We start from the raw sequence: 24381 nt of genomic DNA on the forward strand, positions 1-24381 counted from the left end.
TAAGGCGTCACGACCAACGGTCGTAACCTACGGCTCGTTTCTGGGTTTGCTTGAATCACGCACGATCAGGCGCGGCACAAGCGTCTGCTTGTCACCGGCCGCTTCCGTGTTGTTGCCGTCCATCAACTGCAACAGACGCGTCATCGCCTTATCGCCGAGCTCGGCGATACTCACCTGCATCGTGGTCAACGATGGGTGAACGAAACGCGCCAGCGGAATGTCATCGAAGCCCGCCAGGGCGACATCGGCCGGCACCCGCACGCCTGCCTGCGCGAACGCATACAGGCAGCCCAGCGCCATCATGTCGTTGGCGGCGAACACCGCATCGGGCAGCGCACCGGCTGCCAGCAACTCCTGTCCGGCGCGATGGCCGGAGGCTTCGTCAAAGTCGCCGGGCAACTCGATGCCGGCGGCGTCGGCACCGAACGCGGCCAGCGCGTCACGGAAACCACGCAGGCGCTCGCGAGCATCGAAGTTGAGATCCGGGCCGGAAATGAAGGCGATGCGGCGATGGCCGACATCGAGCAGATGGCGGGTCATGGCCATCGCGCCGGCATGGTCATCGATGCTCAGCACCGGATGATCCTGCTCGGGCAGGTAGGTATTGATCAGGACCGTGGGCAGCGCCTGCGGCAGGTTGTCGGTGAGGAACCCCGGGCTCTCGGCATAGGGCGACAGCACCAGCAGGCCGTCCACGCGGCCACGCATCGCGCGCAGGGCCGCGCCCTGCTGCTCCTGGTCGCCGTGGTAGCTGGACACCAGCAGGTGCTGGCGGCGCTCGCGGGCCACCTGGTCGATGCCGCGCATCAGCTCGGAGAAGAACTCGCCGTACAGGTCCGGCAGGACCACGCCAATGGTGTTGGTGCGACGGCTGCTCAGGCTGCGCGCGGCCGCATGCGGGGTATAGCGCAGGCGCGCGGCCACCTCCAGCACCAGCTTGCGCACCGGTTCGGCGACATTTTCATGTCCATTGAGCGCACGCGACACCGTGGCCACGGAGACCCGGGCTTCGCGGGCTACATCTTTGATTGTGATGGCTGCCTTGTTCACTTCGCCGCCCTCCACGGCTTAGAGATCTGGGGCTTGGCGCGGAATGTAAGCGTTTTCAATCCTGAATGTAAACACTACGTTAGGCCAATGTCGCACGGCGGTAACGCAACGCTGTCCCTGGCGGTCCCCGGAGGGACTCGCCAGGACAAGGCAGGACAAGGCTTTCAGCCGTTTTTGGCTGGCACTTCGGCGCGGATGGACAGCGCATGGATATCGGTGTCCATCATGCTGCCCAAGGCGGCATAGACCGCCCGGTGGCGCGCAAGTGGCAGCTTCCCTTCGAACGCGGCGCTGACCACATGCACGTTGAAATGGCCGCGACCGTCGCGCGCGCCCTCATGCCCGGCATGGCGGTGGCTGTCGTCCTCCACCTCCAGCAGCTCCGGGTCCAGCGCCTGCTGCAGGGCCGCGCGGATGCGCTCGACCCGGTTCACGGCAGCACCTTGCGGAACGGGCGCACCTGTACGCGGGTATAGACCCCGGCGGCCACGTAGGGATCGGCATCGGCCCAGGCCTGGGCCTGGTCGAGCGAATCGAAGGCGGCGATCACCACGCTGCCACTGAAACCGGCCGGGCCCGGGTCCTCGCTGTCGATCGCCGGGCACGGTCCGGCCAGCAGCAGCCGGCCTGCATCGCGCAGGGCGGTCAAACGGGCCAGGTGCGCCTCGCGCACCGACATACGGGCGGCCAGCACATCGGCGCCGTCATAGCCTTCAATCACGTACCACACAGGCAACTCCAGGGTTCAGCTAAACGAACCCGACGATTCTAGCCCGCCTCGCTGGACACTGCCGGCCTGAACCCGTACTCTTGGGTCCATTGCACGTGGCTGGACGCAGCAGCCCCGTCGGCAGACGGCTTCACCGCCACCCGACGACCGACCCGCTGCCCCACACCAGTCCACGTAGACGACCTCCCCGTAGTCCTGTCGCTGCCCATCGCGGCGCGCCTTGCTGTTTGAAGTGTGGAACCGCGCCGACGCAGGCGTGTCATGTCATGCCAGCCTTCGTACCGCCCGGAATGTTCCGGCCGCGGGCACGGCACGGCGACCGGTCCGTTGCAATACTGACGTCAACTAGATGACTTCCGAACTCGCGCTCGACGCGAACCCGCAAACCCGGCCGACCGCTCCACAGCAGCAGGAAATGCCGCTGGCCGTGGTGCATGGTCAACCGGTCCTGCAGATTCCGCAGGACCTGTACATCCCGCCGGATGCGCTGGAAGTCATCCTGGATGCCTTCGAAGGCCCGCTGGACCTGTTGCTGTACCTGATCCGCCGGCAGAACCTGGACATCCTGGACATCCCGGTGGCCGAGATCACCCGCCAGTACGTCGAGTACATCAACGTCATGCAGGAGCTGCGCTTCGAACTGGCGGCCGAGTACCTGGTGATGGCGGCGATCCTGGCAGAGGTGAAGTCGCGGATGCTGCTGCCGCGGCCGCCGAGCGTGGAAGGCGAGGAAGCCGACCCGCGCGCCGAGCTGGTGCGCCGGCTGCAGGAGTACGAACGTTTCAAGCAGGCCGCCGAAGACATCGACGCCCTGCCCCGCCAGGATCGCGACACCAGCCTGGCCCATGCCTTCGTGCCCGACCGGGCCGCGGTGAAGCTGCCGCCGCCGGTGGACCTGAAGGAAATGCTGATGGCGCTGCACGACGTGCTCAAGCGCGCCGAGCTGTTCACCGGCCACGCGATCAAGCGCGAGGCGCTGAGCGTGCGCCAACGCATGGGCGACGTGCTGGGGCGCCTGGAGGACGGCCGGTTCTACCGGTTTGAAACGCTGTTCACCGCCGAGGAAGGCAAGCTGGGGGTGCTGGTCACCTTCCTGGCCCTGCTCGAACTGGCCAAGGAACAGCTGCTGGACATCGTCCAGGAAGCACCGCTGGCGCCGATCTACGTCAAGTCCCTGGCCGCCGGCAACACCAACGAACCGCTGCAGTTCAACAGCGAGTTCGACGACGCCGACGCCGCCAACGAATCCGACTGAGCACCCGACCCACGCATGGATCAACCGCTGATCAACCGCATTGTCGAAGGCGCGCTGCTGGCCTCCAGCCAGCCGCTGACCCTGGCGCAGCTGCAGGGCCTGTTCCCGGAAGAGGAACCGGCACCGCCGGGCAGCATCGAACGCGCGCTGGAACTGCTGCGCGAAGGCTGCGCGCAGCGCGGCGTGGAACTGGTCGAGGTGGCCTCCGGCTTCCGCTTCCAGGTCACCAGTGAAGTGCACGGCTACATCACCCGGCTGTGGACCGAACGCAAGACCCGCTACACCCGCGCCACCCTGGAAACCCTGGCGCTGATCGCCTATCGCCAGCCGATCACCCGCGGCGAGATCGAACAGGTGCGCGGCGTGGCGGTCAGCAGCAACATCATCCAGGCGCTGGAAGAGCGCGAATGGATCCGCGTGATCGGCCATCGCGACGTGCCCGGCAAGCCGGCACTGTTCGGCACCACCAAGGGTTTCCTGGATTACTTCGGGCTCAAGCGCCTGGACGAACTGCCGCCGCTGTCCGAGCTGCGCGACCTGGGCGAGCTGGAACCGCAGCTGCCGCTGGACAGCGAGGGCCAGCCGGCCGGTCGCCTGGCTGCCGGCGCTGCGACACCGGAGGCCGAGCCGGACACGGACGCGGCCAATGACGACGCCACCCCGGCGCCGTCGGAGCCGTCGGATTCTGCAGATCCCGCGGATCCCGCAGACCAGGTGGACCCAGTGGACCCGGTCGCCGCGCGCCTGGCAGCCCGCGTGGCGCTGGCCTCGGCACGGCTGGCGGAGCACCCCGCAGACCCGGACAATGGTGATGCGTCCGCCGACGCGGACGACACCGATACCCCATCCCATGCGCCGTTGTCGCTCGCCGACGACGACGCGGATACGACCGCCAGCGATGGCGAACCCGATACCGCGCCGGGAGAGCGCGCGGCGCCCCAGAACGAAACCGAAAACAACGCCGTCGCGAAGACGACCGTGGCTGTTGACGAAGCCGATCCCGAACCAGAGGCCGACGCACCCGTCGCCGGCCGGAGCCAAGTAAATGAGTGACACCCCCCGCAAGCCGTCGTTGAACAAGCTTTCGCTCAAGCGCGAAACCGCCTCCGAACAGCCCAAGCTCGAAGAGCGCCTTCACAAAGTGCTGGCGCAGGCCGGCCTGGGTTCGCGCCGCGCGCTGGAACAGCGCATCGCCGATGGCCTGGTCAAGGTCAACGGCGAGGTCGCGCAGACCGGCCAGTCGATCAAGAGCGGCGACAAGGTCGAACTGGACGGCCGTGGCTTCGTCGCCACCGCGCTGACCGAAACCTCCCGCGTGCTGGCCTACAACAAGCCGGAAGGCGAAGTGACCACGCGCGAAGATCCCGAAGGTCGCCCGACCGTGTTCGAAGCGCTGCCTGCCCTCAAGGGCGCGCGCTGGATCGCGATCGGCCGCCTGGACATCAACACCACCGGCCTGCTGCTGGCGACCACCGACGGTGAGCTGGCCAACGCGATGATGCACCCCTCCTACGAGGTCGAACGCGAGTACGTGGTGCGCGTGCGCGCCCCGGAAGGCGAGGAGAAAGTGCCGGACAACATCGTCGACCGCCTCGCCCGTGGCGTGGCGCTGGAAGACGGTCCGGCCAAGTTCGACGAGATCGAACGCATTGGCGGCACCGATTCGCATGACTGGTTCCGCGTGGTCGTCAAGGAAGGCCGCAACCGCGAAGTGCGCCGCCTGTGGGAATCGCAGGGCTGCCAGGTCAGCCGCCTCAAGCGCACCCGCTACGGCAAGGTGAGCCTGCCGCGCGAACTGCTGCGCGGCCAGTCGGTGGAACTGCCGGCCAAGCAGGTCGAAGCGCTGCGCGCCGAACTGAAGCTGGAAGAAGGCGCGCCGTCGGCGCTGACCCTGCAGCCGGTGATCGGCCAGCGTCGCGCCGCCAAGACCACCGTGCGCGTGTCGCGCGACGGTGCCCGCAGCAACGCCTACGTCAACGGCCACAACTCGGCCGATGAAGGCCGCGAACTGCGTCGTTTCGACAACGTGCGCGAAGAACGCGGCCGTGGCCGCGGCGGCAAGGGCGGCGGCTTCAAGGGTGGCCTGACGGTCAGCGGTGAAGCGGCGGCCAAGCAGTCGCAGCGCCCGTTCAAGGCGCGCCCGGACAAGGGCAACCGCGCGCTGCCGGAAGGCAACCCGGCCGCGTTCCGCAGCTGGTACGTGCCGGACGGTGTCAGCACCGGCCCGAGCGGCCACCGCAATGCCGGCCCGGGCGCTGCCCGTGGGCCGGGCGCGCGTGGTCCGGGTGCCGGCGCGGGTGCCGGCGGCCAGGGCCGTCCCTACGGCAAGCCGAAGGGTCCGGGCGGCGCAGGCGGCCCGGGGCGTGGCAGCTACGGTGGCGGCGCTGAAGGCCGCGGCCCCTATGGCGGCGGTGGTGGTTACGGCGGTGAGAACCGTGGTGGCGAGAGTCGTGGCGGCTACGGCGGCCAGGGCCGTCCGGCCGGTGCCGGTGCCGGTGGCAACCGCGGTGGCCAGGGTGGCCAGGGCGCGTCCCGCCACCCGTACGGTCACCCGGGCAATGCCCCGAGCTTCCCGTCCGACCATGCCAACCCGGGCGTCAGCCCGTACGGCAGCGCGCGTCCGGCGGGTAACCGCGGCCCGGGTGGTCCGGGTGGCAATCGTGGCCCGGGTGGCCCCGGTGCCCGTGGTCCGGGCGGCGCCAGCGCACGCGGCCCCGGTGGTAACCGTGGCCCGGGTGGTCCGGGCGGCAACCGCGGCCCGGGTGGCCCCGGCGGTCGTGGTCCCGGCGGCCCGGGCGGCCGGCCCGGCGGCAGCCGCGGCCCGGGCGGCGGCGGTCACCGTGGTGGCGGCCCGCGCGGCGGCTGATCGCTGATACGCTGAGATCAAAAAACCCCGGCGTGAGCCGGGGTTTTTCGTTGTGGATCCACGCATCGCGTGACGTTACGGGCAGCGCTGCGTGCACCACGGAGAACTGCATGCCGTAGCGCGTGGATCCACGCCATGCGTGGATGCCGTTCGCTGGGCCACCCTTGCCTCAACGGCGCGCTTGCCTCAACGACGCTCGATCGTGAACTTGCCCAGGCCTACGCCCAGGTCCCAGCCCTTGCCGGTGCCGGCCAGGGCCAGCGACACATCGCCCTTGGTCATCACCTGCGCGTTGCTGGATTTGTCCGCGCCGGCATGCGCTTCCACCGAGGCGTACGAACCGATCAGGTCGTCGAGCGAATAGGCGCCGGAGAACTTGCCCTTGCCATCGACGATCTTGGACTTGCCCACGGTGAGCCCGCCGCCCTTGACGGTGATCTTGACCGGGATGCGCGCGCCGTTGTCGCAGCTGATGGTGCCGGTGCCGGACGCGGTCTTGTACAGCACCGACCAACCGGCCAGGTTGTAGTGCAGTTCGCAGTCGATGTTGCCGGCGGCCTGCGCGGCCGAGGCCGTGGACAGGCCGGCCAGTGCGATCAATGCCAGGGAAAACTTCTTCATGCGGTCCGCTCGTACTCAGTGGGTGACGAGGCGAATCTAGCAGCGCCGGCGTGTGGCCCGGATGAGGCCACACGCAGCCATCAGGCGTCCGTTCAGCCTGCGTCGACCGGCCCGTCGAGGGTGAACGCGTCGGCATCGAGCATCGCCGGGAAACGGGCGCGGTGCGCGGCCAGCGCGGCGGCGGAAATGGTGCTGGTGACCACCTGCTCCACCTCGCGCACTTCCACCTGCGGCTGGCCGAGGAAATCGATCACCGCGCTGTCGCCGGCGTAGTGCAGGTCGTTGCCATCCACGCCGATGCGGTTGACCGCCGCGACATAGCAGAGGTTCTCGATCGCACGTGCACGCAGCAGCGTGCGCCACGGATACGCACGCGCCGAGGGCCAGTTGGCGACGAAAATCTGCAGGTCGAAATCCAGCTCGCCGGGGCGCTCCACGTCGAAGCGGTTGCGGCAGAAGACCGGGAAACGCAGGTCGTAGCAGACCTGCGGATTGATCCGCCAGCCCTTCCAGTCCACGCTCAGGCGCTCGCTGCCGGCGGCATAGCGCAGGTGCTCGTTGCCGTAACGGAACAGGTGGCGCTTGTCGTAGTGCTGCAGCTCGCCATCGGGCGTGGCCCACAACAGGCGGTTGAACACGCCCTGCCCCGCACGCAGTTGCACGCTGCCGGTGACCGCCGCGCCCAGCCGTGCCGCCTGTTCGCGGATCCACGCCACGGTCGGGCCGTCCATGCCCTCGGCCTTGTCGATGGCCTCGTTGGAGAATCCACTGGTGAAGGTCTCCGGCAGGATGACCAGATCGGTCTGCCCGGCCAACGGCGCCAGCAGCGCACCGTAGTAATCGCGATTGCCGGCGGGATCGTGCCAGCGGGTGTTGCCCTGGACCAGGGAGATGCGCAGGTCGCCGCGCTCGATGGCTGCACTCATTACAGCACCTGCAGGCGTTCGATCGCCGCGTCCAGGGTGGCCTCGTTCTTGGCGAAGCACAGCCGCACCAGGCGCTGGCTGGCCGGCGCAGTCTCGTAGAACGGCGACAGCGGGATCGCGGCCACGCCCTTTTCAATGGTCAGCCACTTCACGAACTCATGGTCGGGCAGGTCGCTGATCGCCGAATAGTCCGCCAGCTGGAAGTAACCGCCCGGCACCGGCAGCGGGGTCAGGCGGGTGCCCAGCAACTGCGCGCGGAAGCGGTCGCGCTTGGCCTGGTAGAACGCGCCCAGTTCCAGGTGGTGTTCGGGCTCGTCGCGGATCATCGCGGCAAACCCATACTGGGCCGGGCCGAAGCTGGTGAAGGTGTTGTACTGGTGCACCTTGCGGAACTCGCCACTCATCGCCGGCGGCGCGATCGCATAGCCGATCTTCCAGCCGGTGCAGTGGTAGGTCTTGCCGAAACTGGAGATCACGAACGCGCGCTCACGGAGTTCCGGGTAACGCAGCGCCGACTCATGGCGGCGGCCGTCGTAGATGATGTGTTCGTAGACCTCGTCCGAGATCAGGTAGATGCCGGTGCCGCGCAGCACGTCGGCCAACGCCTGCATGTCATCGGCGGTCAGCATCGCGCCGGAGGGATTGTGCGGGGTGTTGACCATCAGCAGGCGGGTGCGCGGGGTGATCGCCGCGCGCACGCGGTCCCAATCGACCGCGAAGGTCTGCGGGTCCAGCGGCACGTGCACGGCGCGCGCGCCGGCCAGGTCGATGGCCGGCTCGTAGCAGTCATAGGCCGGGTCCAGCACGATCACTTCCTCGCCCGGGCGCACCACGGCGTGGATGGCGTTGAAGATCGCCTCGGTGGCGCCACTGGTCACCGTGATTTCGGCATCCGGGTCGACCTGGGCCCCGTACAGGTCCAGCGACTTCTGCGCGATGGCCTGGCGCAGCGGGGCCACCCCGGTCATCGGCGGGTACTGGTTCAACCCGCCCTGCATGGCCTTGATGGTTTCATCCAGCAGCCGCTGCGGCGCGGAGAAGTCCGGAAACCCCTGGCCCAGGTTCACGGCGCCATGCTCGGCAGCCAGCTGGGACATCACGGTGAAAATGGTGGTGCCCACCTTGGGCAGCTTGGTTTGCGGTTGCATCGGCAGGGAAGGCGAAAAGGGGGAAAGGGCAGTGTACGCAAAACCCCCGATACAATGACCGCCCTTCCCGCCGCAAAGACCCGCCCCTTGAACGCTCCTCCGTTGCTGGCCGCCCAGGGCCTTGCCTTCAGTCGCAACGATGAGCCGGTGTTCGGCCCGCTCGATTTCCACATCGACGCTGGCGAGGCGCTGCTGGTGCAGGGCGACAATGGCGCCGGCAAGACCACCCTGCTGCGGGTGCTGGCCGGCCTGCTGCGCGCCGACGCCGGGCAGGTGCAGATCGATGGCCGGGCCGCCGGGCACAAGGAACGGTCGCAGTTCGTGGCGTACCTGAGCCACCTGCCCGCCCTCAAAGCCGACCTGGACACGCTGGAGAACCTGAACTTCCTGTGCGGCCTGCACGGGCGGCGCACCCGGCAGATGCCCGGCAACGCGCTGGCCATCGTCGGCCTGGCCGGCTACGAGGACACCCTGGTGCGGCAACTCTCGGCCGGGCAGAAGCGCCGGCTGGCCCTGGCCCGCATCTGGCTGTCGCCGGCGCCCCTGTGGCTGCTGGACGAGCCCTACGCCAACCTGGACCTGGAGGGCATCAACCTGGTCAACCGGATGATTTCGGCCCACCTGCGCAGCGGCGGCGCGGCGCTGGTGACGACCCACGGCGCCTACGCGGCGCCGCCGGTGCAGACCCGCCTGCTCAGCCTGGGAGCGGCGGCATGATCGCGCCCGGTACCGAACCCGGCCTGTGGCAGACCGCCCGCGCGCTGGTGGCGCGCGACCTGCGCCTGCTCTGGCGGCGCCGCGGCGATGCGCTGCAGCCGCTGATGTTCGCGGTACTGGTGGTGGTGCTGTTCGCCCTTGCCCTGGGCCGCGAGCCGCAGTTGATGGCGCAGGTGGGCGCGGCGGTGCTGTGGCTGGCGGTGCTGCTGGCCGGCCAGTTGTCGCTGGACTCGCTGTTCCGCAGCGATGCCGAGGACGGCTCGCTCGAACAGTGGCTGCTGGCCCCGGTGCCGCTGGCCTGGCTGGTGCTGGTGCGGGTGCTGCTGCACTGGGCGACCACCGCCGGGCCGCTGATCCTCATGGCGCCGCTGCTGGCCGAAATGCTGCATCTGCCGCATGACCAACTGCCCATCCTGCTGGCATCGTTGGTACTGGGAACACCGCTGTTGAGCCTGATCGGTGGCGTGGTTGCGGCACTGACCGTCGGTATCCGGCGCTCTGGTATTCTCGTGGCGTTGCTGGCGTTGCCGCTGTACGTACCGGTGCTGGTGTTCGGTGCGGGCAGCGTGGCGGCAGCCGCGCGCGGGCAGGACCCGGTCGGCGCGCTGCTGCTGCTCGGCGCCGGCCTGGTGGTCGCCCTGGTGCTGGCACCGCTGGCCACCGCCGCGGCCATCCGGATTTCCCTGCATTGAGCCATCGTCCACCGCACCACCGTTTCCAGCGTCATCGTTCAACAAGCCGCTCCACGTCCGTTGAATCGTCGCCCTTCGTTGGATAACCACCGCCGTATGCATCCGATTGTCCGCTGGTTCCACCAAACCGCTTCGCCGCCCACCTTCGATCGCTTCGCCGCGCGCTGGTCGCGCGTGTTCTACGTGGCGGCGGTGCCGGTGCTGCTGCTCGGGATCTGGCAGGGCCTGTTCGTGACACCGCCGGAGCAGAACCAGGGCGACGCCTTCCGCATCATCTACATCCACGTGCCCAGCGCGTGGATGAGCCTGTTCGTGTTCGCGCTGATGGCGCTGTACGCGGCCATCGCGCTGGTCTGGCGGATCAAGATCTGCGAGATCCTGGCGATGGCCTGCGCGCCGATGGGCGCCGGCTTCACCCTGATCACCCTGCTCACCGGCAGCATCTGGGGCAGGGGCACCTGGGGCACGTGGTGGGACTGGGACCCGCGCATGACCAGCGAGCTGATCCTGCTGTTCCTCTATCTCGGCGTGATCGGCCTGTACTACGCCATCGAAGACCGTCGCAGCGCCGCGCGCGCGGCCGGGTTGCTGGCCATCGTCGGCGTCGGCCTGCTGCCGGTGATCCGTTACTCGGTGGACTGGTGGGGCGGGCTGCACCAGCGCCAGTCGGTCAACGTGTTCGGTGACAACGCCATCCGCCCGGAGCTGATCGCACCGCTGTGGTGGATGGTGGTGGGCACCAAGCTGTGGTTCGCCGGCTCGCTGCTGGCCAAGGCGCGCGCCGACAACCTGCTGCGCGAGGCCGGCAAGGCCTGGGTGGGCGAACGCATCGGCGGCGGTGCCGCCAGCACTGCCGGGGAGATGCCGCGATGACCCACCTGCCCTTCATCATTGCCGCCTTCGCGGTGTTCGTGCTGGTGCTGTGCTGCGATGCGTTCGGCTCCTGGCTGCGCCTGCGCCTGGCGCGCTGGCAGGCCCGGCACCGCCAGCAGCGGCTGCAGGCGCGCGCCAAGTCGCAACCCGGCGCCACGTTGGCCCCGGAGCTGAGCCGATGACCCCGGTACAGCGCCGCCGCATGGTCTGGGTGCTGTTGCTGCTGCTCGCCTCCGGCCTGGCCACCACGCTGGTCGCCTTCGCCCTGCAACGCAATATCGCCTACCTCTACACCCCGGCCGAGGTGCTGCGCGGCGATGTCGATCCGCAGTCGCGTTTCCGCCTCGGCGGGATGGTGGTGAAGGGCTCGTTCCAGCGCGCCAGCGGTTCGCTGGAAGCGCATTTCGTGGTGACCGACGGCGATGCCACCCTGCCGGTGAGCACCTCGCGGATCCTGCCGGACATGTTCCGCGAAGGCACTGCCGTGGTCGCCATGGGCCGCCTGCAGGACGGCCGTTTCATCGCCGATGAAGTGCTGGCCAAGCACGACGAGAATTACATTCCCAAGGAAGTGGCCGACAAGATGGGCCAGGCGCACAGCAAGCACGACGTGCCCGTGACCGCACCCGAGGCGCGCTGAGTGCTGCCCGAACTGGGGCAGATCCTGCTGGTGACCGCCCTGCTGATGGCGGTGCTGCAGGCCGTGTTGCCGCTGTGGGGTGCCCAGCGCGGCCGCGCGACCTGGATGGCGGTGGCGCGGCCCGCCGCGTTCGCGCAGCTGGCCCTGCTGCTGGGCGCGTTCGGCGTGCTCACCGCCGCATTCGTCACCCAGGACTTCTCGGTGCGCTACGTGGCCGAGAACTCCAATTCGCTGCTGCCGCTGGCCTACCGCTACTCGGCGGTGTGGGGCGCGCATGAAGGCTCGCTGTTGTTGTGGGCCTTGGTGCTGGCGCTGTGGAACGGCGCCGTCGCGCTGTGGTCGAAGCGCCTGCCGATCGAGGTACTGGCCCGCGTGCTGGGCGTACTCGGCATCATCGGCATCGGCTTCCTCGCCTTCCTGATCTTCACCTCCAATCCCTTCGCCCGCCTGCTGCCGGCACCGCTGGAAGGCCACGATCTCAACCCGCTGCTGCAGGACCCCGGGCTGATCATCCACCCGCCGATGCTGTACCTGGGCTACGTCGGCTTCGCCGTGCCGTTCGCCTTCGCCATCGCCGCGCTGCTGGATGGCCGCGTGGATGCACGCTGGCTGCGCTGGACGCGGCCGTGGACCAACGTGGCCTGGGGCTTTCTGACCCTGGGCATCGCACTCGGCAGCTGGTGGGCGTATTACGAACTGGGCTGGGGCGGCTGGTGGTTCTGGGACCCGGTGGAGAACGCCAGCTTCATGCCGTGGCTGGCCGGCGCCGCCCTGATCCACTCGCAGGCGGTCACCGAAAAGCGCGGCAGCTTCGCCAGCTGGACACTGCTGCTGGCCATCGCCGCGTTCGCGCTGTCGCTGCTGGGCACCTTCCTGGTGCGCTCGGGCGTGCTGACCAGCGTGCATTCGTTCGCCGCCGATCCCTCGCGCGGCACCTTCATCCTGATCTTCCTTGCCCTGGTCATCGGCGGCGCGCTGCTGCTGTACGCACTGCGCGCCGGCGCGCTGGGCAACGACGACCCGCGTCGCGGCTTCATGCCAACCTCGCGGGAGACGCTGCTGCTGGCCAACAACCTGCTGCTCGCCGCGGCCTGCGCAATGGTGCTGCTCGGCACCCTGTACCCGCTGCTGGCCGATGCGCTGGGGCTTGGCAAGGTGTCGGTCGGGCCGCCCTACTTCGGCACCCTGTTCCTGCTGCTGATGGCCCCGCTGGTGGCGTTGTTGCCGTTCGGCCCGCTGGTCAACTGGCAGCGCGACCAGCCCTCGCGTGCGCTGGCGATGCTGGCGCCGTGGGCCGTGCTGGCCCTGCTGCTGGGTGGGATTGCCTATTTCATGGCGCCCCAGGGCGCACTCAAGACCGCCGCCGGCGTGACCGCGGCGGCCTGGGTAGCGTTCGGCACGGCCCGTTTCGTCTGGAGCCGGCTGCGCGGCAACGGCCGCTTCAACGCCGAGATGGTCGGCATGCTGCTGGCCCATGGTGGCGTGGCGGTGTTCCTGGCCGGCGCGCTGCTGGTGGAAGCGCTGAACGTGCAGCGCGAGGTCGCGCTGTCGCCGGGGCAGACGCTGCAGGTGGCGGGCTACGAACTGCGCTTCGAGGGCGTGGACCACCAGCAGGGCCCCAATTACAGCGCCGATCGTGGCCATGTGCGGGTGCTGCGCGATGATCGCGAGGTGGCGCTGCTGCACCCGGAAAAACGCGCCTACGCCAGCGGCGGGCAGATGATGACCGAGGCCGGCATCCATGCCCGCCTCAATGGCGATGTGTACGTGGCGCTGGGCGAGCCGCTGGGCAACAATGCCTGGGCGGTGCGCGTGCACGTCAAACCGTTCGTCCGCTGGATCTGGCTGGGCGCCCTCTTGATGGCACTGGGTGGCTTCGTCACCGCCGCCGACCGTCGTTTCCGTCGTCCCTGAGTCCTGGAGTTCCCCGTGTCCGATCCGCGTCCCGCTTCCCGTCCGTTGCCGCCCGTGGCCATCGTCATCGGCGTGCTGTTCTTCTTCGGGCTGCTCGGGCTGATGGTGTACGGAGTGATGAAATCCGGCGCGCCGGACCGCGATGTACTGCCCTCGGCGCTGATCGGCAAGCCGGCCCCGGCATTCACGCTGCCGGTGCTGCACGACCCGACCCTCAAGGTGAGCAGCACCGAACTGCGCGGCGCGCCCTACGTGCTCAACGTGTGGGGCAGCTGGTGCGCGGCGTGCCGTGAGGAGCACCCGATCCTGACCCGCTTCGCCGAGACCAAGCGCGTGCGGGTGATCGGCTACAACTGGAAGGACGAACCGGCCGATGCGCTGCGCTGGCTGGAACAACTGGGCAATCCGTTCGTGCTGGTGCTCACCGACATCGAAGGCCGCACCGCCATCGACTGGGGCGTGACCGCCGCGCCGGAGACTTTCCTGGTCGATGCCAGCGGCGTGGTGCGCTGGAAATACAGCGGTGCCCTCAGCCAGCGGGTGATCGACACCCAGCTGATCCCCGAACTGGAGAAGGTGGAGCGCGCCAATGCCAACGCCCAGAACCCTCTTCCCGCCGCGCCCTGACCTGCACGGCTGGCTGCGCGGCGGGCTGCTGCTCGCCGCGTTGCTGCTGCCTTGGGCGGCACTGGCCCAGGCCGTCTCCGACCCCACCCCGCTGCACTACCGCAGCGCCGCCGAAGAGGCGCGCTTCCATGCGCTGGCCGCCGAGCTGCGCTGCGTGCAGTGCCAGAACCAGTCGCTGGCCGATTCCAACGCGCAGATCGCCCACGACCTGCGCCGCGAAGTACTCGCGCTGATGCAGCAGGGCCGCGACGACGCCCAGATCAAGCAGTTCCTGGTCGAGCGCTACGGCGACTTCGTGCTGTATCGCCCCGCCATGGATGCACGCAACAGCGTGCTCTGGTTCGGCCCCGTCGTGCTGCTGGTGGCCGGTGCCGGCGTGCTGGTGTGGGTGGTGCGTCGCCGCAGCCGCCAGCTGCAACCGATGGACGACAACGAGGCGCGCTGGTGAGCGGGTCCTGGTTGCCAACGGCCGCGGCACTGGCGGCAGGTGCGGTCGGGCTGACGGTGCTGTGGCCGCTGCGCGCCAGCAGCCGGCGCGCGCCCTTCATCGCACTGGTGGTGGCACTCGGCCTGGCCGGCTACGGTTTGTATTCCCTGGTGGGCACGCCCCAGGCTGCCACGCAGGCGCCGGACACGGGCGAACCGGCCACCCTCGCGGCCGGCGTGGCGCAGTTGCAGCAGGCCTTGGCGCGCGACCCGCAGCGCGCCGATGGCTGGGCGTTGCTCGGCCGCTCGCAGCAGGCACTGGGCAACCTGGCCGAGGCCAACGCGGCCTATGCACGGGCGGTGCAGTTGGCCCCCGACGAACCGGAGGTTCTGGTGGAAGCGGCGCAGGCGCGTGCCCAGGCCGACCCGACGAGGACGTTCGACGACACCGCGCTGCAATGGCTGCGCCACGCCCAACAGCTCGCCCCCGACGGCGAACGTGCCGGCTGGCTGATCGGCATCGCGCTGCGCCAGCGCGGCCAGGATGCCGAGGCTGCCGCGACGTGGGAGGCATTGCTGCCCAGGCTTGCGCCGGGCGCGGCCAAGGCCCTGCGCGCGCAGATTGCGGTTGCCCGCGACAAGGCCGGCCTGCCGGCCGCCGCGCAGGCCGCCAGCGCGTCGCCTTCGCTGGCCGTCACGGTGAGCCTGGCGCCCGCCTTCGCCGCACGGCTGCAGGTGCCTGCCGACGCCCGGGTGTTCGTCATCGCCCGCGTGCCGGGCGGCCCGCCGATGCCGGTGGCCGTGCAGAAGCACGCGCTGGCCGAGCTGCCGCTGCAGGTCACGCTGGACGATGCCGACAGCCCCATGCCGACCCAGCCGCTCTCTGCGCATCCGGAGGTGGAGGTGTTTGCGCGCCTGTCCGCATCCGGCCAAGCCAATCGCCAGGACGGCGATGTCGATTCCCCGATCATCCGCGTTCGCCTGCCGCATGCCGGGCCGGTGCCGTTGGTGATTGGCGGGCCATGAGCGGCGCTGCGATGCTGCGTGCCGCCAGCGGTGCGGCGCGTGGCACGGACCCGGCTAAAATGGCCGCATGACTGAATTCATCCCCCCCGGTACCCGCTACCACGCCCTGCCCTCGCCGTTCCCGTTCAAGCGCGGTGGCCAACTGATCGGCGCGCATGTGGCGTTTGAAACCTGGGGCACGCTGGATGCCGATGCGGGCAACGCAATCCTGATCGTCACCGGCCTGTCGCCGGACGCGCACGCTGCCGCCAACGCGGACAACCCCGCGGCCGGCTGGTGGGAAGGCATGCTCGGCCCGGGCAAGGCGATCGATACCGAGCGCTGGTTCGTGGTCTGCGTGAACTCGCTGGGCAGCTGCAAGGGCTCCACCGGCCCGGCCACGATCGATCCGGCCACCGGCCAGCTGTACCGCCTCGGCTTCCCCGAGTTGTCCATCGAAGACGGCGCGCGTGCGGCGGTGGAGGTGGTGCGCGCGCTGGGCATCCACCAGCTGGCCTGCGTCATCGGCAACTCGATGGGCGGCATGACCGCGCTGGCGCTGTTGCTGCTGCACCCGGGCATCGCCCGCAGCCACATCAATATCTCCGGCAGTGCGCAGGCCCTGCCCTTCTCCATCGCGATCCGCTCCCTGCAGCGCGAGGCGATCCGCCTGGACCCCAAGTGGGATGCCGGCCGCTACGACGACGCCAGCTACCCCGAATCGGGCATGCGCATGGCGCGCAAGCTCGGCGTGATCACCTACCGGTCCGCGCTGGAGTGGGACGGCCGCTTCGGCCGCGTGCGGCTGGATTCGGACCAGGCCGACGATGACCCGTTCGGGCTGGAATTCCAGGTGGAAAGCTACCTGGAAGGGCACGCGCGCCGGTTCGTGCGCTTCTTCGACCCCAACTGCTACCTGTACCTGAGCCGCTCGATGGACTGGTTCGACCTGGCCGAATACGCCGACGGCGATGTCCTGGCCGGGCTGGCCAGGATCGAGGTCGACAAAGCGCTGGCGATCGGCGCCAACACCGACATCCTGTTCCCGGTGCAGCAGCAGCAACAGATTGCCGACGGCCTGCGTGCCGGGGGCGCCGATGCGCGCTTCATCGGCCTGGATTCGCCGCAGGGCCATGATGCGTTCCTGGTCGACTTCGCGCGGTTCGGGCCTGCGGTCGGCGAGTTCCTTTCCACGCTCTAAGGACAGACATGCGACTGCAGGGAAAGCTCAGTGAGTGGGACGACGCACGCGGCTTCGGCTTCGTGCAGCCCAATGGCGGCGGCGAGCGCTGTTTCGTGCATATCCGCGCATTTGCCGCGCGCGATCGGCGCCCGGCACTCGGCGATGTCATCACCTATGTGGCCGAGCGCGATGCGCAAGGGCGGCCGAACGCGGCCCAGGTGCGCTTCGCGCTGCAGCGTGGTGGCGCACGCACCCGCCCTTCGGCCGAACGGACGGGGCGCGACATCCTCCCTCGCAAGGCCATCGCACTGCTCTTCCTTGCCTGCCTGGGTGCGCTGACGGCGTGGATGCACTGGCCGACATGGTTGCCGGCCGCCTACCTGGGCGCCAGCGTCGTCACGTTCCTGGCCTACTCGCACGACAAATCCGCCGCGCAGGCCGACCGCCGCCGCACCCCCGAAAAGACCCTGCAGCTGCTCGCACTCCTCGGCGGCTGGCCAGGCGCCCTGCTTGCCCAGTCGCTGCTGCGCCACAAGAACCGCAAGGCCTCCTTCCAGCAGATGTTCTGGCTGATAGTGGTGATCAACCTGGTCGGGCTGGCCTGGCTCCTGCACGACATCGCTGCATGACATCGCCGCCGGATCACTCCGGCAGCGAACCGGCCACTACGAGGACGCGACCTCCCGTGACCGAGCACCTCAATATCGCGCACACTCGATGCTTCATTCAGAAGCGACCCCGCAAACTGACGTGTCTCGACTGCTTGCGGTCGATACGAAATCCGTCACTTTGTTACTCACCAGCAGATCGTTGCCGACTCGGCGATGCTACAGCCGGTCACCCCGCCGTGCCCCTTGCGTTTTACGGCAATGTCGAGACCTTGGAGGGGCCACAGGTCGACGGTGCGGTAATCGTTGAGTTCGCCAGTCGGGAAGACGCCAGGGCGGCCTACGACGATCCGCTCTATCAAGCGGCGTTGAAGCATCGGCGTAAAGGCGCGGAATATCGCGTCTTCATCGTGGATGGGGTGACAGCGTAGAAATACCGGCTGTGCAGCTTTCACGCCGCGCGCAACGCCGGGCAACTCCAACGAAAGCATTCCAAAAAGCTAATGGCTACTTAACTACCACCTAATTCAGCCTTAATCCGGGCCGGCCAGCATACTCGCCATGTCCTGGATCCCCACCTCTCTCGCTGTCACGTTCCCGTCCCACCTGCCGCATTCGCAGGTGGTGGGCCCGCAAGACCCAAGCCGCAGCGAAGTGGAGCAGTTCATCGCCCGCGTGTATCGCGAACGCTACGGTGCCACGCTGCACGCGTTCCTGCCGCAGCTGCTTGCGTTCCGGGATGGCAAGGGAAACCTGGTGGCAGCGGTCGGGATACGCGTGGGAAGCGACGGTCCGCTGTTTGTCGAGCAATACCTCGACGAGCCTGTACAGGCGATCCTCTTGCATCGGGAGATCGCCAGCGTAGGCCGCGACCGCATCGCCGAGATCGGCAACTTCGCCGCCACCACCCCCGGCGTCGCGCGTGAACTGATTGTCCGCTTGACCGACATGCTACATGCCGCACGCGTGCGCTGGGTGCTGTTCGCGGCCACCCAACAGCTGCGGAACACCCTCGACCGGCTGCAGTTGGTGACGGTGGAACTTGGCGAAGCAGACCCGGAGCGACTTGCCGGCGATGCGTCCCGGTGGGGCAGCTATTACGAGACCCGGCCGAAGGTGGTCTGCGGGAATGTCTCTGCAGGACGTGCGTTCCTGCATCAAGCACGAAAACAGGAGGCGCGCGCCACGACCAATCCGGATCCGTCGCGGCAGGCCATGGTGGCGGCGAAATGAACGTGCAGAGCTCTCCCCTCAGCGCCAGTCTCGGCGGGCGCACGGCACGCGTACTCACTTCCAGAGCGGAAATTAACGGTGAGCAGATCCGCCAGCGCGCATTCCGATTGGCTGATCGCCTGGCCCTGCAGAGCATCCGCCGCGTCGCAAGCCAGCTGGACAACGGCATTGAGTGGCTGGTCCTGGATCTTGCCCTGCGCGAGCTCGGCGGCGTGCATGTGCCGTTGCCGACATTCTTCTCTGCCGAGCAGATCGCTCATGCCCTGGCGTCCAGCGGTGCCCAGTGTATTGTCTCCGCCGACGGTGCGCCTGCGCCCACAGGCAGCATGGGCACACCGGGGAGCTTGGATGGCGGGTTGCTCGCCCAGTGGCGGACCGATCCGGCGACGTCGATCGACCTTCCCGCTGGCACCGCATGCGTGACCTACACCTCCGGCACGACCGGCCGCCCCAAGGGCGTGTGCCTGTCGGCCGAGACGCTGCTTACGGTCGCCAGTTCGCTGGTGCAAGGGTCGTCGGCGATTGCGCCGCGCCGCCACCTCTGCCTGATGCCGTTGTCCACGCTCCTGGAGAACGTTGCCGGGCTGTATGCAACGCTGCTCTCGGACGCGCAGATTGCGCTCCCATCGCTGGCGGAAATCGGCTACACCGGCGCCTCGGGCCTGGACGTACCGACGCTACTGCGATGCCTGCACCGCTATCAGCCGGAGAGCGTCATCCTCGTGCCCCAGCTGTTGCTGGCGGTGGTGATGGCCGCCCAAAGCGGTGCCCCCCTGCCCGCCTCGCTGCGCTATATCGCCGTCGGGGGCGGGCGCGTGGGGCCGGGGCTGCTGGCACGGGCTCGGGCGCTGGGTCTGCCGGTGTTTGAAGGCTACGGGTTGACCGAATGTGCCTCCGTGGTCTGCCTCAACCAACCCGGCGCCAGCCTGGATGGCAGTGTCGGCAAAGCGCTTCCGCACGCGCGCATCGCCATTGTCGACGGTGAGATCCAGGTCGAGGGGGCACGCGCCCTGGGCTACCTGGGTGCGGAGCCGCTTCCCGAGGGGCCGATCCGTACCGGTGATCTGGGCCACGTAGACGCGGACGGATTCGTCCACGTCACCGGCCGCCGCAAGAATGTCTTCATCACCGCGTTCGGTCGCAATGTCTCACCCGAATGGGTGGAGAGCGAGCTGCTCTCCCATCCGGACCTGGCCCAGGCGGTGGTATGGGGCGAGGCACAGGCCGACAACGTCGCCGTGCTCGTTCCGCGCCGTGCCGACCTGGACGATGCCGCCCTCGCCCGCGCCGTAGCGGAGGTCAACGCCGGCCTGCCCGACTACGCCCGCGTCTCGCGGATCGTGCGCGCGCCAGCGCCGTTCTCTGCAAGTACCGGCCTGCTCACCGCCAATGGGCGCCCGCGTCGCGACGCCATCCTGTCCCATTTCCAGGCCGAGGTCGATGCGAGCTATCGCCGTCCCGCCTCCGTTCCTTCCACGGGAGTATCCGCATGAGTTTCCATTCCGAACTGCTCGCCCAGACCCAGCAGGAGCGGTCCACCCTGATCTCCGTGCCGATCATCCAGTCCGCGCTGGGCGGCCGGATCGCCCGCGAAGACTACGTCGCGTTTCTCGGGCAGGCCTACCACCATGTCAGGCACACCGTCCCGCTGCTCATGGCATGCGGCGCGCGCCTTCCTGCGCGGCTTGAATGGCTGCGCACGGCCATCGGTGAGTACATCGAAGAAGAGATGGGCCACCAGGAGTGGGTGCTGGACGACCTGGCGGCCTGCGGTGCCGACCGCGCCGAAGCCGCCGCCAGCCTCCCCTCACTGGCCACCGAGCTGATGGTGAGCTACGCCTACGACACCATCCACCGTGGCAACCCGGTCGGCTTCTTCGGCATGGTCTTGGTGCTGGAAGGAACCAGCGTGGCGCTGGCGACCCGTGCGGCCAACACCCTCCAGACCTCGCTTGACCTGCCGCGCAACGCCTTCAGCTACCTGCTGTCCCACGGCGACCTGGACATCGAGCATGTCGGCTTCTTTGAAGGGCTGATGGACCGCCTGGACGATCCGGCGGATCAGCAGGCCGTCATCCATGCCGCCCGACGCTTCTACGTGCTGTATGGCGACATCTTCCGCACGCTTCGCCAGGACGGCGTGCGCTGGGCGGAGGCCGCGTGATGAATCTCGCCGGCAGGACCGTCATCGTCACCGGCGCGAGTGGCGGCATCGGCGTGGCGCTGTGCCACGCGTTGGTCCAGGCGGGCGCCTCGATCATGGCCGTCGGGCGCAACCGCAGCCGGCTCACCACACTTGCCGCCGCGCTACCGGCCGGGCGCGTGCACACCGTGGTCGCCGACCTGTCCACGTCACTGGGCCGCTCGCACCTGATCGCCGCAATCCGACAGGCAAATGTGGCACCGTCGGTACTGGTGCTGGGCCACGCCCAGAGCGCGTTCGGTCTGTTCGAAGACCAGCATCCCGATGAGCTGGAAAACCTGCTGCAGACCAACCTGGTCGGCTCCGCCCTGCTTATCCACGCCCTGTTGCCGGTTTTGCGCCGCCACGAACAGGCCAGCGTGGTTGCCATCGGCTCCACCTTCGGCAGTATCGGTTTTGCCGGCTTCGCCACCTACAGCGCCAGCAAGTTCGGCGTGCGCGGCCTGATGGAAGCGCTCTCCCGTGAACACGACGGCACCGGCCTGAGCTTCCAGTATCTGTCCCCGCGTGCCACGCGCACCGCCTTCAATACGCCTGCCGTCGATGCGCTCAACGCCGAGCTCAAGGTCGGCAGCGATGCGCCGGAGGCCGTGGCCGCTGCGCTTGTCCACGCCATCGTCCAAGGCGATCGGCGCCGCCAGCTCGGCTGGCCGGAAAAGTTGTTCGCACGCATCAACGGCATGTTTCCCGCGCTGGTCGACCGCAGCCTGCGTGCCCAGCTTCCCATCATCAGGCGCCACGCCTCTCAGGCGCAGCCCATCCACGAGGACGCCTCCCATGAAGCAACGTCACGGTAAAACCATGCTTATCCTGCTCATCAGCGCGTTGGTCATGTTGGTCGGCATTGCCTGTGCCGCCGAGCCAGGAACGCCCATGACGGTGGCCCAGCTGCGCGACCGCTGGGCCCAGATCAACTACCAGACCAGCAAGCCCCAGCGACAGACCGCATTCGAGGCCCTGGCCAGCCAGGCGGCGAAGACCCGCCAGACCGAGCCACGTGATGCCGGCGCACTGATCTGGGAGGGTATCGTCCTCTCCAGCCTCGCCGGCGAGAAAGGTGGCATGGGGGCGCTGAGTCTGGTGAAACAGGCACGTGCGGACTTCGAGGCCGCCCTGAAGATAGATCCCAACGCGCTGCAGGGGGCGGCCTACACCAGCCTGGGCGCCCTCTACTACCAGGTGCCGGGGTGGCCTTTGGGGTTCGGCAATGACGACACCGCAGCGGCCATGCTGAGGAAGGGCCTGGCCGTGGATCCGAACGGGATCGATGCCAACTACTTCTACGGCGATTTCCTGCGCGACCAGAAGAACTGGCAAGGCGCCCAGGCAGCGTTCGAGAAGGCGATTGCAGCACCTCCCCGCCCCGGCCGTGAAGTCGCCGACGCCGGGCGCCGGGCCGAAGCGACCGCCAAACTCAAGGAGGTCCGAGGCCACCTTGCCAAGTGAACCCGGGACGACGAGACTGCCTGCATGCGCATCCTGCTCGCCGAAGACGACGCATCACTGGGTGAAGGCATCCGGACCGCCCTGCGCCGAGCGGCATATGCCGTGGATTGGGTGCAGGACGGTGCCGCCGCGCTGACCGCCATCGGCGACGGCGACATCGACCTGGTTGTGCTGGACCTGGGTCTGCCGCGAATGGACGGGATCGACGTCATTCGCAAGGTGCGCGCGGCGGGCGGAAACGTGCCCATCCTGGTCCTCAGCGCCCGCGAGCGGGCCTCTGACCGCACCCTTGGGCTGGACGTGGGTGCCGACGACTATCTGGGCAAGCCGTTCGACACGCCTGAGCTGCTTGCGCGCGTCCGCGCCCTGCTCCGCCGCAGCGTTGGGCGTGCGACACCGACACTGGAAGCCGGCGCGCTGAGCCTGGACCCTGCGCGTCTGACCGCCATCTGGAAGGGGCACACATTGGACCTGACCCGCAGGGAGTTCGCCCTGCTCAGACTGCTCATGGAACAACAAGGCAGGCCGCTTGGGCGCGAGACCATCCAGCAGCACCTGTATGGCTGGGATGAGGACGTAGCCAGCAACGCCGTCGATGTGCATGTCCACCAACTGCGCAGGAAGCTGGATCCGGGCATCATCCGCACCGTGCGGGGGATCGGCTACGCCTTGGGCGACCCCTCGGATGCAGCTGCATGACGTCCATCCGTCGCCGCTTGCTGGTCGTGTTGCTGGGGGTGCTCTCCCTGCTCATGCTCCTGGCGGCCGGTCTGAGCTACCGAGCCGGGCTGCAGGAGGCCGGGGAAATGTTCGACGCTCGGCTGGTGCAGTCCTCGCGGGTGCTGTTGAGCCTGGTGGACGAGCCGCTCAGCGATCTGAGCGCGTTTCCCGGCGACCCCATCGTCCTGCGCGGGTGGCACGGGCGCGCCGACGGCGTTGGCGAGGCATTGGCCTTCAAAGACGGGCACGCCTACGAGAACAAGCTGGCGTTTCAGATATGGGCGCCTGACGGTCGCCTGCTGCTCCGATCAGACAGTGCGCCCAATGCGCCAATGGCGAGCTTATCGCCGGGTTACGCGGATGTAGACATCGACGGGGCGCAGTGGCGAACCTTTACGCTGCGCTCGCCACAGGGTCGATGGTTTCAGTCCGCCGAGCGCTCGGACATCCGCCAGGAACTGGCCGAGGACATTGCCATCGGCACGCTGCTGCCGCTGCTGTTCGCGCTTCCGGTGATGGCCTTGGTCATCTGGTTGACGGTCGCCTGGGCCACGCGCTCGCTGCGAAAAGTCTCGACGGACATCGGTGAGCGTGACCCCGATCGGATGACGCCCTTGGATGACACGAAGCTCCCGGAAGAGGTCCACGGTCTGGTACGCGCGGTAAACGAGCTTCTGCAGCGCCTTGATCTCGCCTTGGCACGCGAGCGCCGCTTCATCGCCGATGCTGCGCACGAGCTGCGCACGCCGATCAGCGCAGTGAAGGTTCATGCAGACAACGCGCGGCTCGCCACGCTCGATGAAGAACGTCACGAGTCACAGCGGTTGCTTGCCAGAGGGGTCGAACGGGTTGAGCGCTTGGTATCACAGCTACTGTCCCTGAGCCGAACTGAACGCGGCATCGGAAAGCATGTGTTTCGCAAGCTGAGCCTGGATGCTCTGGTGAGAAGCGAGGTTGAAGAGCTCAGGGCCTTGGCATCGTCGAAGAACCAGGTCATGAACCTCGTTCTCGACAAAGCCGACGTCTTCGGCGACGAGTTCTCGCTGGGCTTGCTGGTGCGTAACCTCGTCGAGAATTCCATCCGGTATACCCCCGAACATGGGGTCGTGGTGGTGTCTACCGAACAGACGGGCGAGCAATGCGCTCTTACGGTGGAAGACTCTGGACCTGGCATTCCCAAGGACCTGCAGGGCCGCGTCTTCGACCGTTTCTACCGGGTGATCGGAAGCGGCGCAGAGGGAAGCGGATTGGGTTTATCCATTGTCCAGGAGACGTTGGACGCGCACGAGGGCGGGATCACGCTTGGGACGTCCAAATGCCTCAAGGGCTTGAAGGTGACAGTCCAACTGCCATCGGGGGCACATTGACGCGCAGCGGCTCACGATCTTTGTGACCTGTCAGCCAGGCACCGTTGCAACGCCAAACAGCACGCTCCTCAGCGTTGAGGGCCCTTTCAACACCGAGCCAAGAGCGCAGACGGTTGAAGCGAACCGTTGGC

Annotated in this window: 28 protein-coding genes; 21 read left to right on the top strand and 7 right to left on the bottom strand. The window is 68.2% G+C overall.

The window, feature by feature from the left end:
• Positions 1–27 precede the first annotated feature (27 nt).
• From M2421_RS03820 to M2421_RS03830, 3 genes are all read right to left on the bottom strand, one after another.
• Positions 28–1065 carry a LacI family DNA-binding transcriptional regulator gene (locus M2421_RS03820; protein ID WP_259203368.1) on the bottom strand — a complete coding sequence of 346 codons (1038 nt, stop codon included), beginning with the start codon at positions 1063–1065 and terminating at the stop codon, positions 28–30.
• A 149-nt stretch (positions 1066–1214) separates the two neighbouring features.
• On the bottom strand, positions 1215–1484 hold the full coding sequence (locus tag M2421_RS03825; protein ID WP_259203369.1) for a BolA family protein: 270 nt from the start codon (positions 1482–1484) through the stop codon (positions 1215–1217).
• A complete protein-coding gene (locus M2421_RS03830; RefSeq protein ID WP_259203371.1) occupies positions 1481–1780 on the bottom strand; it encodes a YciI family protein in 300 nt (99 codons plus the stop codon). Before M2421_RS03830 ends, M2421_RS03825 begins: the two co-directional genes overlap by 4 nt.
• Positions 1781–2129: 349 nt before the next feature.
• Between M2421_RS03830 and M2421_RS03835 the strand changes: the two genes are divergently transcribed.
• Genes M2421_RS03835 through M2421_RS03845 form a run of 3 tightly spaced genes read left to right on the top strand, consistent with a single transcriptional unit; the run spans position 2130 to position 5901 of the window.
• Positions 2130–3035: a ScpA family protein gene (locus M2421_RS03835; protein WP_259203373.1), complete on the top strand. Its 906-nt coding sequence runs from the start codon at positions 2130–2132 to the stop codon at positions 3033–3035.
• 15 nt (positions 3036–3050) lie between these two features.
• Positions 3051–4088 (top strand): SMC-Scp complex subunit ScpB, encoded by a 1038-nt coding sequence (gene scpB, locus M2421_RS03840; protein WP_259203376.1) that lies wholly within the window; start codon positions 3051–3053, stop codon positions 4086–4088.
• Positions 4081–5901 (top strand): pseudouridine synthase, encoded by a 1821-nt coding sequence (locus M2421_RS03845; protein WP_259203377.1) that lies wholly within the window; start codon positions 4081–4083, stop codon positions 5899–5901. The genes scpB and M2421_RS03845 overlap by 8 nt, the downstream gene beginning before the upstream one ends.
• 186 nt (positions 5902–6087) lie before the next feature.
• Here the strand turns inward: M2421_RS03845 and M2421_RS03850 are convergent, their stop codons facing one another.
• The 3 genes from M2421_RS03850 to M2421_RS03860 all read right to left on the bottom strand — a co-directional run bounded on the left by M2421_RS03850 (position 6088) and on the right by M2421_RS03860 (position 8596).
• Positions 6088–6522, bottom strand: a complete 435-nt coding sequence (locus tag M2421_RS03850; protein WP_259203378.1) for a hypothetical protein — start codon at positions 6520–6522, stop codon at positions 6088–6090.
• 92 nt (positions 6523–6614) lie between these two features.
• Entirely contained in the window at positions 6615–7448 is an 834-nt protein-coding gene (locus M2421_RS03855; protein WP_259203379.1) for an amidohydrolase, read from the bottom strand.
• Positions 7448–8596: a pyridoxal phosphate-dependent aminotransferase gene (locus tag M2421_RS03860; RefSeq protein WP_259203380.1), complete on the bottom strand. Its 1149-nt coding sequence runs from the start codon at positions 8594–8596 to the stop codon at positions 7448–7450. The genes M2421_RS03855 and M2421_RS03860 overlap by 1 nt, the downstream gene beginning before the upstream one ends.
• Before the next feature lie 54 nt (positions 8597–8650).
• Between M2421_RS03860 and ccmA the strand changes: the two genes are divergently transcribed.
• The 11 genes from ccmA to M2421_RS03915 all read left to right on the top strand — a co-directional run bounded on the left by ccmA (position 8651) and on the right by M2421_RS03915 (position 17302).
• A complete protein-coding gene (gene ccmA / locus M2421_RS03865; protein ID WP_259203381.1) occupies positions 8651–9313 on the top strand; it encodes a heme ABC exporter ATP-binding protein CcmA in 663 nt (220 codons plus the stop codon).
• Positions 9310–10005, top strand: a complete 696-nt coding sequence (gene ccmB, locus M2421_RS03870) for a heme exporter protein CcmB (RefSeq protein WP_259203382.1) — start codon at positions 9310–9312, stop codon at positions 10003–10005. The genes ccmA and ccmB overlap by 4 nt, the downstream gene beginning before the upstream one ends.
• Positions 10006–10101: 96 nt before the next feature.
• Positions 10102–10878, top strand: a complete 777-nt coding sequence (gene ccmC / locus M2421_RS03875; RefSeq protein WP_259203383.1) for a heme ABC transporter permease CcmC — start codon at positions 10102–10104, stop codon at positions 10876–10878.
• The gene (locus tag M2421_RS03880; protein ID WP_259203384.1) at positions 10875–11060 is read left to right on the top strand and encodes a heme exporter protein CcmD; all 186 of its coding nucleotides are present in this window, start codon (positions 10875–10877) and stop codon (positions 11058–11060) included. Before ccmC ends, M2421_RS03880 begins: the two co-directional genes overlap by 4 nt.
• On the top strand, positions 11057–11518 hold the full coding sequence (gene ccmE, locus M2421_RS03885; protein ID WP_259203385.1) for a cytochrome c maturation protein CcmE: 462 nt from the start codon (positions 11057–11059) through the stop codon (positions 11516–11518). The genes M2421_RS03880 and ccmE overlap by 4 nt, the downstream gene beginning before the upstream one ends.
• A complete protein-coding gene (locus M2421_RS03890; protein ID WP_259203388.1) occupies positions 11519–13432 on the top strand; it encodes a heme lyase CcmF/NrfE family subunit in 1914 nt (637 codons plus the stop codon).
• A gap of 15 nt (positions 13433–13447) precedes the next feature.
• A complete protein-coding gene (locus M2421_RS03895) occupies positions 13448–14059 on the top strand; it encodes a DsbE family thiol:disulfide interchange protein (RefSeq protein ID WP_259203389.1) in 612 nt (203 codons plus the stop codon).
• Positions 14022–14507, top strand: a complete 486-nt coding sequence (locus M2421_RS03900) for a cytochrome c-type biogenesis protein (protein ID WP_259203390.1) — start codon at positions 14022–14024, stop codon at positions 14505–14507. Before M2421_RS03895 ends, M2421_RS03900 begins: the two co-directional genes overlap by 38 nt.
• Positions 14504–15511, top strand: a complete 1008-nt coding sequence (locus M2421_RS03905) for a tetratricopeptide repeat protein (protein WP_259203391.1) — start codon at positions 14504–14506, stop codon at positions 15509–15511. The genes M2421_RS03900 and M2421_RS03905 overlap by 4 nt, the downstream gene beginning before the upstream one ends.
• A gap of 67 nt (positions 15512–15578) precedes the next feature.
• Positions 15579–16691 (top strand): homoserine O-acetyltransferase, encoded by a 1113-nt coding sequence (locus M2421_RS03910; RefSeq protein WP_259203392.1) that lies wholly within the window; start codon positions 15579–15581, stop codon positions 16689–16691.
• Between the two features lie 8 nt (positions 16692–16699).
• A complete protein-coding gene (locus M2421_RS03915) occupies positions 16700–17302 on the top strand; it encodes a cold shock and DUF1294 domain-containing protein (protein WP_259203393.1) in 603 nt (200 codons plus the stop codon).
• A gap of 167 nt (positions 17303–17469) precedes the next feature.
• Here M2421_RS03915 and M2421_RS03920 read toward each other — a convergent pair whose 3' ends face one another.
• The gene (locus tag M2421_RS03920) at positions 17470–17772 is read right to left on the bottom strand and encodes a hypothetical protein (protein WP_259203395.1); all 303 of its coding nucleotides are present in this window, start codon (positions 17770–17772) and stop codon (positions 17470–17472) included.
• Positions 17773–17833: 61 nt separating this feature from the next.
• On the opposite strand from M2421_RS03920, the gene M2421_RS03925 reads away from it, so the two are divergent.
• From M2421_RS03925 to M2421_RS03955, 7 genes are read left to right on the top strand one after another with little or no spacing between them, the layout of a single operon-like run.
• The gene (locus M2421_RS03925; RefSeq protein ID WP_310439321.1) at positions 17834–18514 is read left to right on the top strand and encodes a thermostable hemolysin; all 681 of its coding nucleotides are present in this window, start codon (positions 17834–17836) and stop codon (positions 18512–18514) included.
• A complete protein-coding gene (locus M2421_RS03930; RefSeq protein WP_259203398.1) occupies positions 18511–20007 on the top strand; it encodes an AMP-binding protein in 1497 nt (498 codons plus the stop codon). The genes M2421_RS03925 and M2421_RS03930 overlap by 4 nt, the downstream gene beginning before the upstream one ends.
• A complete protein-coding gene (locus M2421_RS03935) occupies positions 20004–20678 on the top strand; it encodes an iron-containing redox enzyme family protein (RefSeq protein WP_259203400.1) in 675 nt (224 codons plus the stop codon). Before M2421_RS03930 ends, M2421_RS03935 begins: the two co-directional genes overlap by 4 nt.
• Positions 20678–21514, top strand: coding sequence for an SDR family oxidoreductase (locus M2421_RS03940; RefSeq protein ID WP_259203549.1), 837 nt, complete (start codon positions 20678–20680; stop codon positions 21512–21514). The genes M2421_RS03935 and M2421_RS03940 overlap by 1 nt, the downstream gene beginning before the upstream one ends.
• Positions 21515–21548: 34 nt before the next feature.
• Positions 21549–22163, top strand: a complete 615-nt coding sequence (locus M2421_RS03945; protein ID WP_310439323.1) for a hypothetical protein — start codon at positions 21549–21551, stop codon at positions 22161–22163.
• Positions 22164–22187: 24 nt separating this feature from the next.
• The gene (locus tag M2421_RS03950) at positions 22188–22862 is read left to right on the top strand and encodes a response regulator transcription factor (RefSeq protein WP_259203401.1); all 675 of its coding nucleotides are present in this window, start codon (positions 22188–22190) and stop codon (positions 22860–22862) included.
• A gap of 17 nt (positions 22863–22879) precedes the next feature.
• Positions 22880–24250 (top strand): ATP-binding protein, encoded by a 1371-nt coding sequence (locus M2421_RS03955; RefSeq protein WP_259203550.1) that lies wholly within the window; start codon positions 22880–22882, stop codon positions 24248–24250.
• The last annotated feature ends 131 nt before the right edge of the window (positions 24251–24381 follow it).

It is taken from the genome of Stenotrophomonas sp. BIGb0135, from assembly GCF_024810105.1.
In the GTDB taxonomy this organism is placed as follows: domain Bacteria; phylum Pseudomonadota; class Gammaproteobacteria; order Xanthomonadales; family Xanthomonadaceae; genus Stenotrophomonas; species Stenotrophomonas maltophilia_AB.

What these genes read in the sequence shown, in the direction of transcription:
- M2421_RS03835 (WP_259203373.1), top strand. Translation starts at nt 2,130, where the DNA reads ATGACTTCCGAACTCGCGCTCGACGCGAACCCGCAAACCCGGCCGACC.
- scpB (WP_259203376.1), top strand. Translation starts at nt 3,051, where the DNA reads ATGGATCAACCGCTGATCAACCGCATTGTCGAAGGCGCGCTGCTGGCC.
- M2421_RS03845 (WP_259203377.1), top strand. Translation starts at nt 4,081, where the DNA reads ATGAGTGACACCCCCCGCAAGCCGTCGTTGAACAAGCTTTCGCTCAAG.
- M2421_RS03850 (WP_259203378.1), bottom strand. Translation starts at nt 6,522, where the DNA reads ATGAAGAAGTTTTCCCTGGCATTGATCGCACTGGCCGGCCTGTCCACG.
- M2421_RS03855 (WP_259203379.1), bottom strand. Translation starts at nt 7,448, where the DNA reads ATGAGTGCAGCCATCGAGCGCGGCGACCTGCGCATCTCCCTGGTCCAG.
- M2421_RS03860 (WP_259203380.1), bottom strand. Translation starts at nt 8,596, where the DNA reads ATGCAACCGCAAACCAAGCTGCCCAAGGTGGGCACCACCATTTTCACC.
- ccmA (WP_259203381.1), top strand. Translation starts at nt 8,651, where the DNA reads ATGACCGCCCTTCCCGCCGCAAAGACCCGCCCCTTGAACGCTCCTCCG.
- ccmB (WP_259203382.1), top strand. Translation starts at nt 9,310, where the DNA reads ATGATCGCGCCCGGTACCGAACCCGGCCTGTGGCAGACCGCCCGCGCG.
- ccmC (WP_259203383.1), top strand. Translation starts at nt 10,102, where the DNA reads ATGCATCCGATTGTCCGCTGGTTCCACCAAACCGCTTCGCCGCCCACC.
- M2421_RS03880 (WP_259203384.1), top strand. Translation starts at nt 10,875, where the DNA reads ATGACCCACCTGCCCTTCATCATTGCCGCCTTCGCGGTGTTCGTGCTG.
- ccmE (WP_259203385.1), top strand. Translation starts at nt 11,057, where the DNA reads ATGACCCCGGTACAGCGCCGCCGCATGGTCTGGGTGCTGTTGCTGCTG.
- M2421_RS03900 (WP_259203390.1), top strand. Translation starts at nt 14,022, where the DNA reads ATGCCAACGCCCAGAACCCTCTTCCCGCCGCGCCCTGACCTGCACGGC.
- M2421_RS03910 (WP_259203392.1), top strand. Translation starts at nt 15,579, where the DNA reads ATGACTGAATTCATCCCCCCCGGTACCCGCTACCACGCCCTGCCCTCG.
- M2421_RS03915 (WP_259203393.1), top strand. Translation starts at nt 16,700, where the DNA reads ATGCGACTGCAGGGAAAGCTCAGTGAGTGGGACGACGCACGCGGCTTC.
- M2421_RS03920 (WP_259203395.1), bottom strand. Translation starts at nt 17,772, where the DNA reads ATGCTTTCGTTGGAGTTGCCCGGCGTTGCGCGCGGCGTGAAAGCTGCA.
- M2421_RS03930 (WP_259203398.1), top strand. Translation starts at nt 18,511, where the DNA reads ATGAACGTGCAGAGCTCTCCCCTCAGCGCCAGTCTCGGCGGGCGCACG.
- M2421_RS03935 (WP_259203400.1), top strand. Translation starts at nt 20,004, where the DNA reads ATGAGTTTCCATTCCGAACTGCTCGCCCAGACCCAGCAGGAGCGGTCC.
- M2421_RS03940 (WP_259203549.1), top strand. Translation starts at nt 20,678, where the DNA reads ATGAATCTCGCCGGCAGGACCGTCATCGTCACCGGCGCGAGTGGCGGC.
- M2421_RS03945 (WP_310439323.1), top strand. Translation starts at nt 21,549, where the DNA reads ATGTTGGTCGGCATTGCCTGTGCCGCCGAGCCAGGAACGCCCATGACG.
- M2421_RS03950 (WP_259203401.1), top strand. Translation starts at nt 22,188, where the DNA reads ATGCGCATCCTGCTCGCCGAAGACGACGCATCACTGGGTGAAGGCATC.